The organism is Dolichospermum sp. LEGE 00240, from assembly GCF_015207875.1.
GTDB lineage: Bacteria > Cyanobacteriota > Cyanobacteriia > Cyanobacteriales > Nostocaceae > Dolichospermum > Dolichospermum gracile.
Window position 1 is genome coordinate 1 of the sequence record NZ_JADEVZ010000032.1, and the last position, 14,841, is coordinate 14,841.

The following is a 14,841-nucleotide window of genomic DNA, read 5'->3' on the forward strand; positions in this document are numbered from 1 at the left end:
TGTAATGTTCCAGATTGCATTGTGCTGTGGAAGGTTTGCTGATTTTTCTAATTGTCCGATACCTGATAAGTAGATGATACTTTTTATCAATACACTATTTTACTACTTTGTCAATGCGTAAGTCCTATGATCCACCTTCTAATATTACTTTCACCACTGCCCGCATCTCCTGTAAATAAAGGTGAACCATTAAAGACAATGGCAATTTTTGAACCTTCTCCCCCTTCCTCTGGTGGTTTGTGCATTTTAGAAATCATGTGTTGGAGGAACAACAATGAACCATCATTAATGCGTGGTAAACCTGCGCCAAATCTGCCATTAAATCCTAAGCTTTCATATTCATCTTTAACAAATTCTTCCTCTGGTTTCCATTCTACTCCAAAGGGAGGATTGGCAAACATATAATGAAATTTTTTATCAGGGTGTCCGTCATGGGGTAAGAAGTTATTACTCTTAACTTTGGCGTTTTTTACTCCCAATGTATCGCCATAAATGATATTATCAATGGGTTCATCTTTAATCAGTAAATCTGCACAACAAATAGCATAGGATTCGGGGTTATATTCTTGCCCAAATAATCCTAAGTTAGCTTGGGGATTCTGATTTTTAATATGTTCTTCTGCTACTGATAACATTCCCCCTGTTCCGGCTGTGGGGTCATAAATAGAACGATAAATACCTTGTTTAAAGACATCTTGTTCATCACAGAAAACCAAATTTACCATCAGGCGAATTACTTCACGGGGTGTAAAGTGGTCCCCTGCTTCTTCGTTGGCTTGTTCATTAAATTTTCTCACCAATTCTTCAAATAAATAACCCATTTGTAGGTTAGAAAGTTTCTCTGGTGATACATCTATTTCTGGGTTACAAAGTTCTTTAATCACTAAATATAAGCGATTACTTTCATCGAGTTTTTCTATTTCCGCATCAAAATCAAATTTTTCAAATATATCTCGCGCTCTGGGGGAGAAGCCATTGATATAATTACGTAAGTTACTGGTAATGCCATCTGGGTCACTCAATAAACTTACATATTGGGGAACATAGTTAGGTTCTGTGGATGAGGTATCAGATTTATTAAATGTAAATTTGCTGATGTTGTATAAAGGTTGAGTTCTATCTGTACCAGTGGCAACTTTGGCGATCGCTTTTTCTAGCGCGTCTCCTTTTATCCCCATCCCCTCATATTTTACTTGGGCTTCCAGTACAGCTTTTTTAGTTGGTTCTAATACCGCATCTAGCCGCCGCAACACTATCAAAGGTAACATCACTCGCCGATATGAGGGAGGGCGGTAAGGTCCCCGGAGTTTGTCGGCTATACTCCAAATAAAACCGACTAACTCTTGATGATTTGTATTTCCCGTAGTTGTCACCATAGTAATTTTCAGTAATTGAATATTTAATAGGACTTATACCAATTCTGTATGAAGATGCACACAAAAATACCCCCATTGCCAGGGGCAATAAACATAAGCAGTTTTACATAGGGGTTGCTGAATAAAGCAAAAACCTAGATATATCAACAGTTTCAGGCTAAAAAAATTGGAGCAGGTGCAAGAAATAAGCGATGAAAGCATCAAAAACCGTTCATTTACCCAGATTTTAGAATATTCTGATCTCCTTCTAATTCTTCCTCCTGACTCCTGACTCCTGACTTCTGACTCCTAGCCCTAACGGAAAGACTTTTTCAGCAAGCCCTACATACAATTGGTAAGTACCCAAGGAAAATTAATTTAACATATTGATTGAAAACCAAAACGCCTGTATTCCTGACTCCCTATTTCCTATCCCCTATCCCCCAAACCCTTACGGAGTAGCCGTAGGAGATGACGTAGGTGATTCTGTGGATGAAGGCGTAGGTGATTCCGTGGGAGTAGGATTAGAAGCTGCGGCTTTATTAATCTCGTCCTTATATTGAGCCGGTGCTAAAGCTGTGGCACTATCAAACAAAGGTTTTGCTTCATCAAGCTTACCTTGTTGCTTAAACAGCATTGCCTTTGCTAACACAGGGCGAAAATCTTGAGCATCTTTCTTAATTGCTTCATCATAAGTAGAGATAGCTTTCTCATCATTCTTTTGAAAAGCGTAAACACTACCTAAAAGTACCTGCACTGCAACTACATCCACACTTCCCGGTTGAATAGTATTAGCTTGGGTAGCAGCAGCCAAACTTTCTTGTAATAAACCAATAGCTGCTTCTGGACGCTTTTCGCTTAATTGCAAATTTACCATCCCCTGCAAAGCCTTCAAATCGCCCGGTTTTGTCGTTAAAATAGTCCGGTAAGTTTGAGCAGCCCCCTCCTTATCGCCAATTTGTTGTTTAGCCTGTGCCAATAAAACCCCATACTCTGACTGTTGGGGATTGAGTTTAGCAAGTTTTTCCAAAGGTTCAATCACAGCTTGAATATCCGCTGGTTTCACTTCCCCTTGGCTCTTTTGACTCAACAAACCCAGACGTGCTTGCAAAAGTCCCTTGAGTGCAGTTTGATTCTCTGTATCTTTTTGTAAAACTAATTCATAACCCCGAACTTGATCTTCCAGTTTTGACTTTTGCTCCGATGAAGATATTTTAGGTTCAGCAGTAGGCTGATTCTGTGGTGATGATTCAGGGTTAATCGCTGTGATTATAGGTATAATAGAAACCCCTATAAAAGCAACAACAGCGAAAGCTAACACTACTCGGACTACCCAGCGATTACGCGATTCAGACACAATATTATTCTGCTCCTAAATGGTAATGAAATTAATGGCAAAGTTAAAAATTTCCAAAACTTTGCGGAATACGGTCATTTGTCTGTGAATTTTATAACAAATAAATATCTATCCTGCTAAAGTAAGTGATGACTTTAGGAAGACCCGTCAGAATTATCGCTATGCTATGCTTCCGATAGCGTAGCTTGGCGTAAGCCATAACTGGATTAAAGACGCTAAATTGCACATTTAGTGTATAAATGTGGGGTTTTGCGTCTTGATTTTCGTACAGAGCATTAAGCGAGTAGCCAGATTAAAAAGAAATATACTTTAATCAGTTACACACTGGCTCTTTTCCTTTGTCTTTATTAAATCCCATAATGGGGTATGTCTTGTGCCGCAAGGAGTTTTTATGAATTCCGACCTGATGCCGTCTTCTGAATCCGCAAATTTCACAGCCTCTAACCAAGGCGTAAAAGAGATTGAATCCCCTGTTAATGCTAATACATTAGCAGACCAATCCTCTAAACTGGAAAGTTCTCTCACTGGCTCTAGCAAACCTGATTCTAATGGACATTTGACTAATCGAGAACAACCAATTCCCCCTCCTAGTGAACCGACTCAATACCGAGCTATTGGGTTAATTAGGGGGTGTTACCATGCTAGTGATGAACAGTTCACCCAAGGAACACTCATCACAAAAGATGGGGTTGAACTTAATGCCGTCCTTTTAGGTCGGATTATGAGTTTAGTCAAAAATCACTTAGACCTAGAAAAAGAACATCTATGGGTAGTTTATCCCCGCACTAGACAAGAAAATGACGCATTGCACCTGCAAATTGTTGGTGTTTGGGAACCAGAAAATCTGGCAAAATATGAACTAGATGCAGATGTCCCAGATCCGACTGCGCGAAAGTTACATAACTCTCCCGTAGTGTCTGATAACGGTAGCGTAGCGTCAACCATTCAGCCAAAACCCTCATCAGCAGTTCCTGATGGTGGTTTTTCTGTGCGTGGTGAGGTAGTTTACCAGTCCTTTGACGAAAGGAGTTTGGTGGTGAAAATCAAACAAGCTCCCCGTAAACCTACTGATAAAGCTAAATATTTTAAGTTGAAACTCAAGGGCGTATTAACCACCAAAGCTGTGGGTAAGTTCTGGGACTTCAATGTTAAACGGGAAGCTGACGCATTAGTAATAGTTAATGCTGAAGCGATCGCCGATTTACCCAAAAAACGCAAACCACCCTTCAAAGGAGCGCCTCGTGGTGCTGGTGGTGGTGGTAGAAAGCCATTCCCTCCCAGACGCAATGGAGAAGCCCCACGTCCCATTAAAAAGACGGGCGGTGATTCCACAGTCATCACTAAACCCGTACCAAAAACCCCCACTCCTAAGCCAGTTAAAAAGCCTAAACCTGCGGGGGATTAATTAGCAGGGGAGCAGGGGAGCAGGGGAGCAGGGGAGCAGGGGAGAAAATTATCTTCTTCTTTCTTCTTTCTTCTTCCTTCTTTCTTCTTCCTCCTGAACTCCTGACTCCTGACTCCTGACTCCTCATCTCAAAATTCCGTCCAACGGTCTTGGGGTAAAAAAGAACGTTCCATAGGAATTGGGGCTACTGGTTCAGTGAGAGTGAATTTCCCTTCTGTAATCCAGAGTTTTAACTCTTGGGCTACTTGTCGAGAAAGAAACAAACTAGCTAAAGAAGCTACTCGTACCGTCCTCCCTTCAATAGTGACACGCCCAGATTTAAGTTGCGCGTAACTCACTAAACCGAAGGTAGGACGGACACGACGAGGAATTGAAAAATCTACGATTGGCGCTACTAGGTCTTTGTCTTGGACAGCACAGCGTTCTACCACACCAGCATTTAAAACTGGCAATGGTACACCTACACCCATCATTAAAGATGGTCCGTAGCTTTTAAAATAACAACCCCGTATCCATCGCGCATCCATTTGTTTAGCATCACCAATTAACGCTAAAGTTGCCGATGGTCCAATAGGTGTCCGATTTTCTAAACGCTTTTGCAAGGGAAAATGTTGTGTCCCTTCCCAAGCTACATAACCAATACCCCCAGCGAGAAAAATCCTTGTCCCAATCCCCACAAGTTGTAAATCGGGGTCATTGAGGAGGGGTGACAGCGAACCAGGGTTAGAATAGACTGCATTCCCTACACGGGGTTGCAATGGTCCTAAATAGGTATGCAGTGGGCGATCGCCTCCATTCACCCCAACAATAAAATTTTGATAAAGATTGCGCGGATTAAATAAATAAAACTGATTGATAGTGTCACGGGTGACAGTGGTTTCAAATGTAGCTCTAGGGTAACAATCGGTAACTTGTCCTACAGCGCGAACTTGGATAGATTTACCGGCAATTAAATCCTCAATTACATGACCACCACCATGTTCTCGCACTTCTTCCCCATCTAAAGAGTCAACTGGACAACTAGCACCCAAGTATAAATCTACTGCCCCAAAACCAGCATAAGCTGGAACTCCATCCAACCAGCAACGCCGAATTTTAATGGGTGGGTCAGTATGTCCTAAGTTAATAATTGCACCACTCGATTCCATTGGCTCAAATGTGCCAGTGGTAATTACATCTACTTCCTTGGCGGTTTTAGTCACACCAATTTCGGCAACTCGCGCTTTTAACTCTTCAACCGTCCAGACTACCGCCCGTTTTCGGCTGATTCTTTCATTAATTTCCGCAATTGTTCGCATTTTTAATCTGAAGGACTATCACTCGATTTTGGATTGACGATTTTGGATTTTGGATTGACTCCATCCTTCAGGACGGGGATTGTACCAAATTCTTTTAATCTAAAATCTCAAATCTCAAATCTCAAATTCCTGGTCAATCCTCTACCCTGAGTTTAACGGAGTCAGCATGGGAAGGTAGACCTTCTGTAGTTGCTAAGATGTCAATGGCAGATGCCACTTTTTCCAAGGCAGTTTGTGAGTATTGAATAATACTTGAGTGTTTTAAAAATGTTTCTACCCCTAAAGCGGAAGCATAACGGGCTGCACCAGAAGTAGGTAAGGTATGGTTGGGACCTGCCAAATAATCGCCTACAGCTTCAGGTGTGGAACTACCCAGGAAAATCGCTCCAGCATGGCGAATTTGGTTAATTAAAGCCCAAGGATCAGCAACTTCTAATTCTAGGTGTTCTGGTGCAAACTCGTTGGACAGTTCGGCGGCGGCGGCGAGGGATTCTACCACCACAATTAAACCATAATGGGCGATCGCCTTTTCCGTATCTATCCGGCGCGGGTGATCTACCAATTGTCTTTCCACCGCCATTTGCACTTTTTTCGCCAACCCCGCATCCGTTGTCAGCAAAATCGCTGCCGCCATCGGATCATGTTCTGCTTGGGCTAATAAGTCCGCTGCTACATACACAGGATTAGCTGTTTCATCAGCAATCACCAGCACTTCGCTCGGACCTGCTAAAGAATCAATGCCCACAGTTCCGTAAACTAACTTTTTAGCCAAGGTGACATAAATATTACCGGGTCCAGTAATCACATTGACTTTGGGGATAGTCTCCGTGCCATAGGCTAAAGCTGCGATGGCTTGAGCGCCTCCTACACGGTAAATTTCCTGAACCCCTGCTTCTTGGGCCGCTACCAAAACCGCAGGATTCACCATTTTACCGCCTCTCACTGGTGTCACCATCACTACACGAGGCACACCTGCCACTTTTGCCGGAATGGCATTCATTAACACCGTACTAGGATAACAGGCTCTACCGCCTGGTATATATAAACCCGCTCGATCTACCGGGGTGTAGCGTTTGCCTAAAACTACTTCATCATCGCCAAACTGTACCCAGCTTTTGGGGACGCGCTGACGATGAAAAGCCTCTATTTTTTGGCAAGCTAGACGAATCGCCTGGAGTAGATCCTTGGATACCTGTTGGTAGGCTGCATCCAGTTCCGATCCTGTTACCTTGAGTTCTTCTGCTTTCAGAATTTGGTGATCAAATTCGGCTGTATAATGTAGTACAGCTTTGTCGCCTTGGCGCTTCACCGCTTGCAACACTTCGCGGACTGTTGCTTCTTTATGAAGTACCTGTTCATCCTGGGTGCGATCGCAGATCCGTTGAAGTTCTGATCTAACGTCTGCCTGCTGAGTAATAATTCGCAGCATGGAGTAATGACAATACCAAATTTTACAATATTCACAAAATAAGAACCATCTCAGCTTGAGACCAGCTACGACAACATCGCGTTAGTAGAACAACCATTCACAATAGCTAAAAAGCCTAAAATATCAAGCTTTTTGACTTTTGACTTTTGACTTTCGACTTCCGCTGGGCGGCGTTAGAGGATCAAGCTGAATGTAATTCTCTTCTCTAGCTTAACCTGGATTTTTTTTGATACTACTTGATAAAATTCAGACAGCCTGAGAAATTTAACATTCCCGCAGTCTGAATTGAGGGAATTGACCTGGTTTCCTTGTCAGTAAATCATTCTAATCTATTTTTTCAGGGGATCTCATCAGCTTTTCCGCCCAAATAAAATATTTTTTTGCAGAACCTATCACATTAGCGAAAATAATGCTATATTTATTAAACCTAGTAGTGTGTGTACATAATTAATAGTCTTTTTTGGAATTACTGTGGCGAATACAAAGTCTGCTCTTAAACGCGCACAAATCGCAGAACGTAACCGACTGCGTAATAAAGCATATAAATCAGCCGTAAGAACGCTGATGAAAAAATACTTTAGTTCTGTGGAAGCTTGTGCTGCTAACCCGACAACAGAACTCAAGCAGGAAGTGGAAGCGAGAATGTCCGAAGCTTACAGCAAAATTGATAAAGCTGTAAAAACTGGCGTACTGCATCCCAACAATGGAGCCAGAAAAAAATCTAGATTGGCTCATAAACACAAAACCCTTACCGCTTAGTCAATAGTTCAGTGGTCAAGAGATTTGGGATTTACCTTAGCGCAGCGTACGCAGCGAGTATTTTTGATTTTGGATTTACTTCTACCCTCAACTGTGGAGACTGATGATTTTAGATTGGTGATTTGGGATTAATTCCCCTCTCTCATGGCGGAGCTTGTACCAAAGATTCTCAATCTAAAATCTAAAGTCCAAAATCTAAAATTTTTCACCGACAAGTCATGCAACTTATAGATACCCACGTACACATTAACTTTGACACTTTTCAGCCAGATTTAGCAGCCGTACGTTCTCGGTGGCAAGAAGCAGGAGTAGTGAGATTAGTCCACTCCTGTGTTCATCCCCAGGAATTTGCGAGTATTCAAGCTATAGCAGAGCAGTTTCCTGAACTTAGTTTTGCTGTAGGGCTACATCCTCTAGATGCTCATAAATGGGATCAGCAAACAGCTACCCAAATCAAGTCTTTAGCCAGTTCTCATGCCCAGGTGGTAGCCATTGGGGAAATGGGGTTGGATTTTTACAAAGCAGATAATTATGAGCATCAACAGCAAGTATTTACATCACAATTAGCGATCGCTTGTGAACTCAATTTACCAGTGATCATCCATTGTCGTGATGCAGCACCTGCTGTCAGAGACATACTGCAAAAATGGCGGAAATTGCATGGAGAAAGAGTACGGGGTGTCATGCACTGCTGGGGAGGGACACCGGAAGAAACTCAATGGTTTCTGGATTTAGGCTTCTATATTAGCTTCAGCGGCACTGTTACCTTCAAGAATGCTCAGACTATTCAAGCGAGCGCGGCTATGGTGGATAGCGATCGCTTGCTGATAGAAACAGATTGTCCTTTTCTGTCACCCGTTCCTAAACGGGGTGAAAAACGCAATGAACCGGCTTATGTTCGCTATGTAGCGGCAGCACTAGCAAAACTACGAGCCGAAACAATAGAAGAAATTGCCCAGAAAACCACCCAAAATGCCTGTAGATTATTCGGTCTCTCATTATAAGTAGGTAGGCGTTAAAATTTATCGTTATGGCAAGGCAAGAGGCAAGAGGCAAGAAACTATGAGGAGGATAAAAATGTGCTAAAATTATTCCCTCGAAAACATTGAGGTCAAGCCATAATGGTAAAGGAAGGATAATAATTCCTAAAGCTCAATTTGTGCTGTTATCAACCCGATATTAGCCGGCTCGAGAATTTGTGGTTTTAGCCCGCTTAATCAATCGAAGCGACCCCAATCTAAAATCCAACATTGTCTGCCCATCCACTTAAATCTCTACAAACGGATGCTCTCAATAGATCACAAGCAATGGCAACCAAGGTTTCACTCTCAAAAAACTTGAAAAGGTGGAAACAGCAATCCTTTGGTATATCAAACAATAAAGAAAATCGTTAAAAGTAATTGTCCACTCCAGACAATCATAGCAATATCAAATCCATAGTGCAGCCTTAAACACAACGTTGCCCTATCAAATCCTACTACGGTGTCAGTCCCCAGTTTTGGGAATCCACAGCCAGGATCAAGTGCGAGGTGTAAAAGATGAAAAAGTGTGAAGTAGAAAGAAATGTTAGGGCTGACGCGACTCTTGCACTATCAGTCAAAAATCTAGCAACAGACTATTTATTCTCAAGCTTATGGACTTCATACCTTTGAATTCATATTTTAGCACAAAGCCTTCATGGCAGACTCGCAGCTATGGCTGCGCCACGCAAGCTATCGGCTTCCTTTAAAGTTTAACCAGGTTGATAAAGGTAAAGGCATGACTAACGACGACAAATACATGGAATCCGCCTTTCTGTTACCCGACTTGATTGAAATTCAGCGTTCTAGCTTTCGCTGGTTTCTAGAAGAAGGGCTAATAGAAGAACTGAATTCTTTTAGTCCCATCACAGACTACACTGGCAAACTAGAACTGCACTTTTTAGGTAATAACTATAAACTCAAAGAACCTAAATACAGCGTTGAAGAATCCAAGCGGAGAGACAGCACCTATGCAGTGCAAATGTATGTTCCTACCCGGCTACTGAACAAAGAAACAGGAGACATTAAAGAACAAGAAGTATTTATTGGTGATTTGCCCTTAATGACAGATAGAGGCACATTTATAATTAATGGAGCCGAGCGCGTCATTGTCAATCAGATTGTGCGATCGCCTGGAGTTTACTATAAATCAGAAATTGATAAAAACGGCAGACGTACCTATTCCGCCAGCTTAATTCCTAACCGGGGCGCATGGCTCAAATTTGAAACAGATCGTAATGACCTAGTTTGGGTACGGATAGATAAAACCCGGAAACTATCCGCCCAGGTACTTCTGAAAGCACTGGGATTATCCGACAACGAAATTTTTGATGCCCTGCGCCATCCAGAATACTTCCAAAAAACCATCGAAAAAGAAGGGCAATTTTCCGAAGAAGAAGCCCTAATGGAATTATATCGAAAACTTCGTCCCGGTGAACCACCTACAGTTTTAGGCGGACAACAGCTTTTAGACTCCCGCTTCTTTGATCCTAAACGCTATGACCTGGGCAAAGTTGGTCGTTATAAACTCAACAAAAAACTGCGTCTTTCCGCCCCTGACACCATGCGCGTCCTCACCCCTGGGGACATTCTCGCCGCCATTGATTACCTCATTAACCTAGAATACGACATCGGTAGCATTGATGACATTGACCACCTCGGAAATCGTCGAGTCAGAAGCGTTGGGGAGTTACTGCAAAACCAAGTCAGAGTCGGGTTAAATCGTTTAGAAAGAATTATTCGAGAACGGATGACCGTATCCGATGCCGAAGTTCTCACCCCCGCATCCCTAGTTAACCCCAAACCCTTAGTCGCAGCCATCAAAGAATTCTTTGGTTCGAGCCAACTAAGTCAGTTCATGGATCAAACCAACCCCTTAGCGGAATTGACCCATAAACGCCGCCTCAGTGCCTTGGGACCAGGTGGTCTCACCAGAGAAAGAGCCGGGTTTGCAGTGCGAGATATTCACCCCAGCCACTACGGACGGATTTGTCCCATCGAAACACCAGAGGGACCAAACGCCGGACTGATTGGTTCATTAGCTACCCATGCCCGTGTTAACCTCTACGGTTTTCTAGAAACACCTTTTAGACCAGTAGAAAACGGCAAAGTCTTATTCGATGTTCCGCCCGTCTACATGACAGCAGACGAAGAAGACGACCTCCGCACAGCCACCGGTGACGTTCCCCTCGATGAAAACGGTTACATCAAAGGACCACAAGTACCAGTTCGCTATCGCCAAGACTGGACAACCACCAGCCCTGAACAAGTGGATTACGTGGCAGTATCCCCAGTCCAGATCGTCTCAGTAGCTACCAGCATGATTCCTTTCTTGGAACATGACGACGCTAACCGAGCGCTGATGGGTTCCAATATGCAACGCCAAGCAGTACCCCTGTTAAAACCAGAACGCCCCCTAGTGGGAACAGGTTTAGAAGCCCAAGCGGCGAGAGACTCCGGGATGGTCATAGTTTCCCGCACAGATGGCGATGTGGTCTATGTTGATGCCACAGAAATTCGTGTCCGTGCCAGCGGTCAATTGTCCGCAGCTAGTGGTAGTCAAGTTATTGAGAAAGGGCAAGAACTGAAATACAAACTTTCCAAATATCAACGCTCTAACCAAGATACCTGCTTAAACCAAAAACCATTGGTGAGAATTGGCGAAAAAGTCGTTGCCGGTCAGGTATTGGCAGATGGTTCTTCCACAGAAGGGGGAGAACTGGCATTAGGACAAAACATCGTTGTCGCCTATATGCCCTGGGAAGGTTACAACTACGAGGATGCGATTCTCATTTCCGAGCGCTTGGTGCAGGAAGATATCTATACCTCTATTCACATTGAAAAATACGAAATCGAGGCGCGACAAACCAAACTGGGACCTGAAGAAATCACCAGAGAAATTCCCAACGTCGGTGAAGATGCCCTTAGACAGTTAGATGAACAAGGGATTATTCGCATTGGGGCATGGGTAGATGCTGGAGATATTCTCGTAGGGAAGGTAACACCCAAAGGAGAATCAGACCAACCCCCAGAAGAAAAACTGCTCCGGGCTATCTTTGGGGAAAAAGCCCGCGATGTCCGCGACAACTCTCTGCGAGTTCCCAATGGTGAAAAAGGTCGGGTAGTTGATGTCCGGTTATTCACCCGTGAACAGGGTGATGAACTGCCACCAGGGGCAAATATGGTAGTCCGGGTTTATGTAGCTCAAAAGCGCAAAATCCAAGTTGGCGACAAAATGGCAGGGAGACATGGTAACAAAGGGATCATTTCCCGGATTCTGCCTGCTGAAGATATGCCCTATTTAGACGATGGTTCACCTGTAGATATTGTTCTCAATCCCCTGGGTGTACCTAGCCGGATGAACGTCGGTCAGGTGTTTGAATGTTTGCTAGGTTGGGCTGGTCATAATTTGGGAGTGAGGTTCAAAATTACTCCTTTTGATGAAATGTATGGGGAAGAAACTTCCCGTCGCCTAGTTCACGGCAAACTCCAAGAAGCCAGAGACGAAACTGCTAAGGATTGGGTATATAACCCCGACAATGCCGGCAAAATCATGGTTTATGATGGTCGCACCGGCGAACCCTTTGACCGGGCGATTACTGTCGGTGTTGCCTATATGCTCAAACTAGTGCATTTGGTTGATGACAAGATTCACGCTCGTTCCACAGGTCCCTACTCTTTGGTGACTCAGCAACCGTTGGGTGGTAAGGCTCAACAGGGTGGGCAAAGATTTGGAGAAATGGAAGTGTGGGCGCTGGAGGCTTTCGGGGCTGCTTATACCTTGCAGGAGTTGTTAACAGTCAAGTCCGATGATATGCAGGGACGGAATGAAGCACTGAATGCGATCGTCAAAGGCAAAGCTATTCCCCGTCCTGGTACTCCTGAATCCTTCAAGGTATTGATGCGCGAGTTGCAGTCTTTAGGCTTAGATATTGCTGTGCATAAGGTAGAAACCCAAGCAGATGGCAGTTCTTTGGATGTGGAGGTAGACCTGATGGCAGACCAAGCCGCTCGCCGCACACCACCTAGACCCACCTATGAGTCCCTTTCCCGTGAATCTTTGGAAGGGGACGATTAGGGAGGCAGGTGACAGGTGACAGGGAACAGGGAACAGGTAGCAGGGGGCAGGGGGCAGGGAGCAGGGGTATAAATAATTTACTTCTTTCTTCTTTCTTCTTCCTTCTTCCTTCTTTCTTCCTTCTTTCTTTCTTTCTTTCTTCTTTCTTCTTCCTTCCTTCTCCTGACTTTTGACTTTTGACTTTTTTAATATGAGATCCCCCCAAAATAATCAATTTGACTACGTAAAAATTGGTATAGCTTCGCCGGAACGCATCCGCCAGTGGGGTGAACGTACCTTGCCTAATGGGCAACTTGTAGGTGAAGTTACCAAGCCAGAAACTATCAATTACCGCACTCTCAAGCCAGAAATGGATGGTTTGTTTTGTGAAAGAATTTTTGGTCCGGCTAAGGATTGGGAGTGCCATTGTGGTAAGTACAAGCGGGTGCGCCATAGAGGGATTGTCTGCGAGCGCTGTGGTGTAGAAGTAACAGAATCCCGCGTCCGTCGCCACAGAATGGGTTTTATTAAGTTGGCTGCCCCGGTGGCTCATGTGTGGTATCTCAAGGGGATTCCTAGCTATATTGCGATTCTCCTGGATATGCCGCTGCGGGATGTGGAGCAGATTGTTTATTTCAACTCTTACTGTGTTTTAGCTCCTGGTAACGCTGATACTCTGACCTACAAGCAACTGTTAAGCGAAGACCAGTGGCTAGAAATTGAGGATGCTATCTACAGCGAAGATTCCCAGTTAGAGGGTGTGGAAGTGGGCATTGGGGCAGAGGCTCTGTTGCGGCTGTTGGCGGATATTAATTTAGAGCAAGAGGCGGAAACCCTGCGGGAAGAAATCGAAAAAGCCAAGGGACAAAAACGGGCGAAGTTAATTAAACGCCTGCGGGTAATTGATAATTTCATCGCTACTGGTTCTCAGCCAGAATGGATGGTCATGGAAATTATCCCCGTGATTCCCCCAGACTTGCGGCCAATGGTGCAGTTGGATGGGGGGCGGTTTGCTACCAGCGATTTGAATGATTTGTATCGCCGGGTGATTAACCGGAATAACCGTTTGGCTCGCTTGCAGGAAATTCTTGCGCCGGAAATTATTGTCCGTAACGAGAAACGGATGCTGCAAGAGGCGGTAGATGCTTTGATTGATAATGGTCGCCGGGGACGGACGGTGGTGGGGGCTAATAACCGCCCGCTCAAATCCTTGTCGGACATTATTGAGGGTAAACAAGGACGGTTCCGGCAAAACCTGTTGGGGAAACGGGTGGACTATTCAGGACGGTCAGTAATTGTCGTCGGTCCCAAGTTGAAGATTCACCAGTGTGGACTGCCGCGAGAAATGGCCATTGAGTTGTTCCAGCCCTTTGTGATCAATCGCTTGATTCGGTCGGGGATGGTGAATAATATCAAGGCGGCAAAGAAGCTGATTTCTCGTAATGATCCCAGTGTGTGGGATGTGTTGGAAGAGGTGATTGAGGGGCATCCGGTGATGTTAAACCGAGCGCCGACCCTGCACCGCTTGGGGATTCAGGCGTTTGAACCGATTTTGGTGGAGGGGAGAGCAATTCAATTGCATCCTTTGGTCTGTCCGGCGTTTAACGCTGACTTTGATGGTGACCAAATGGCTGTTCACGTACCGTTGTCTTTGGAGAGTCAGGCAGAGGCGCGGTTGTTGATGTTGGCTTCTAATAATATTTTGTCACCGGCAACTGGTAAACCGATTGTGACTCCTAGCCAAGATATGGTCTTGGGAGCATATTATCTGACAGCGGAAAACCCCAATGCCACGAAGGGGGCAGGTAAGTATTTCTCCTCTTTGGATGATGTAATTATGGCTTATGAGGCGCAACAGGTGGAACTTCATGCCTATATTTACGTGCGCTTTGATGGGGAAATTGATTCAGGTGAACCGGATAATGAACCGTTGGAAGTGATTGAGGACAAGGATAGTAAGGGTAAGGTGACAAGTCGCACCCTGATCTATAAGTTCCGCCGAGTCCGAGAAGATGGTCAGGGAAATCTGATTTCTCAGTACATTTATACGACTCCTGGCAGGGCGATTTATAACAAGGCGATTCAGGAAGCGATAGATGCCTAGAGAAAGGAGTCAGGAGTCAGAATGAAGAATGAAGAATGAAGAATGAAGAATGAAGAAG

Annotated in this window: 9 protein-coding genes; 5 read left to right on the forward strand and 4 right to left on the reverse strand. The window is 44.4% G+C overall.

Annotated elements, in window-relative coordinates; all coding sequences use genetic code 11:
* Positions 1–110: 110 nt before the first annotated feature.
* On the reverse strand, positions 111–1,376 hold the full coding sequence (locus IQ226_RS12340; RefSeq protein ID WP_228039396.1) for a class I SAM-dependent DNA methyltransferase: 1,266 nt from the start codon (positions 1,374–1,376) through the stop codon (positions 111–113).
* A 430-nt stretch (positions 1,377–1,806) separates the two neighbouring features.
* Positions 1,807–2,712, reverse strand: coding sequence for a Tfp pilus assembly protein PilF (locus tag IQ226_RS12345; protein WP_193895761.1), 906 nt, complete (start codon positions 2,710–2,712; stop codon positions 1,807–1,809).
* Positions 2,713–3,103: 391 nt separating this feature from the next.
* Between IQ226_RS12345 and IQ226_RS12350 the strand changes: the two genes are divergently transcribed.
* Complete coding sequence (locus IQ226_RS12350; protein ID WP_193895763.1) at positions 3,104–4,117, forward strand: hypothetical protein; 1,014 nt, start codon at positions 3,104–3,106, stop codon at positions 4,115–4,117.
* Positions 4,118–4,245: 128 nt separating this feature from the next.
* Here the strand turns inward: IQ226_RS12350 and IQ226_RS12355 are convergent, their stop codons facing one another.
* Positions 4,246–5,415 carry a homocysteine biosynthesis protein gene (locus IQ226_RS12355; RefSeq protein ID WP_193895765.1) on the reverse strand — a complete coding sequence of 390 codons (1,170 nt, stop codon included), beginning with the start codon at positions 5,413–5,415 and terminating at the stop codon, positions 4,246–4,248.
* A 133-nt stretch (positions 5,416–5,548) separates the two neighbouring features.
* Entirely contained in the window at positions 5,549–6,844 is a 1,296-nt protein-coding gene (hisD, locus tag IQ226_RS12360) for a histidinol dehydrogenase (RefSeq protein ID WP_193895767.1), read from the reverse strand.
* Between the two features lie 471 nt (positions 6,845–7,315).
* On the opposite strand from hisD, the gene rpsT reads away from it, so the two are divergent.
* The 4 genes from rpsT (at position 7,316) to IQ226_RS12380 (ending at position 14,783) form a co-directional block, all read left to right on the forward strand.
* Positions 7,316–7,603: a 30S ribosomal protein S20 gene (rpsT, locus tag IQ226_RS12365; RefSeq protein WP_039202355.1), complete on the forward strand. Its 288-nt coding sequence runs from the start codon at positions 7,316–7,318 to the stop codon at positions 7,601–7,603.
* Between the two features lie 218 nt (positions 7,604–7,821).
* On the forward strand, positions 7,822–8,607 hold the full coding sequence (locus IQ226_RS12370) for a TatD family hydrolase (protein WP_193895769.1): 786 nt from the start codon (positions 7,822–7,824) through the stop codon (positions 8,605–8,607).
* Positions 8,608–9,361: 754 nt separating this feature from the next.
* Entirely contained in the window at positions 9,362–12,700 is a 3,339-nt protein-coding gene (gene rpoB / locus IQ226_RS12375) for a DNA-directed RNA polymerase subunit beta (protein ID WP_193895841.1), read from the forward strand.
* Between the two features lie 190 nt (positions 12,701–12,890).
* Positions 12,891–14,783, forward strand: coding sequence for a DNA-directed RNA polymerase subunit gamma (locus tag IQ226_RS12380; RefSeq protein WP_193895771.1), 1,893 nt, complete (start codon positions 12,891–12,893; stop codon positions 14,781–14,783).
* Positions 14,784–14,841 lie beyond the last annotated feature (58 nt).

Coding starts and splice junctions, on each gene's coding strand:
- rpoB (WP_193895841.1), top strand. CDS start 9,362: ATGACTAACGACGACAAATACATGGAATCCGCCTTTCTGTTACCCGAC.
- IQ226_RS12355 (WP_193895765.1), bottom strand. CDS start 5,415: ATGCGAACAATTGCGGAAATTAATGAAAGAATCAGCCGAAAACGGGCG.
- hisD (WP_193895767.1), bottom strand. CDS start 6,844: ATGCTGCGAATTATTACTCAGCAGGCAGACGTTAGATCAGAACTTCAA.
- IQ226_RS12370 (WP_193895769.1), top strand. CDS start 7,822: ATGCAACTTATAGATACCCACGTACACATTAACTTTGACACTTTTCAG.
- IQ226_RS12380 (WP_193895771.1), top strand. CDS start 12,891: ATGAGATCCCCCCAAAATAATCAATTTGACTACGTAAAAATTGGTATA.
- IQ226_RS12350 (WP_193895763.1), top strand. CDS start 3,104: ATGAATTCCGACCTGATGCCGTCTTCTGAATCCGCAAATTTCACAGCC.
- IQ226_RS12340 (WP_228039396.1), bottom strand. CDS start 1,376: ATGGTGACAACTACGGGAAATACAAATCATCAAGAGTTAGTCGGTTTT.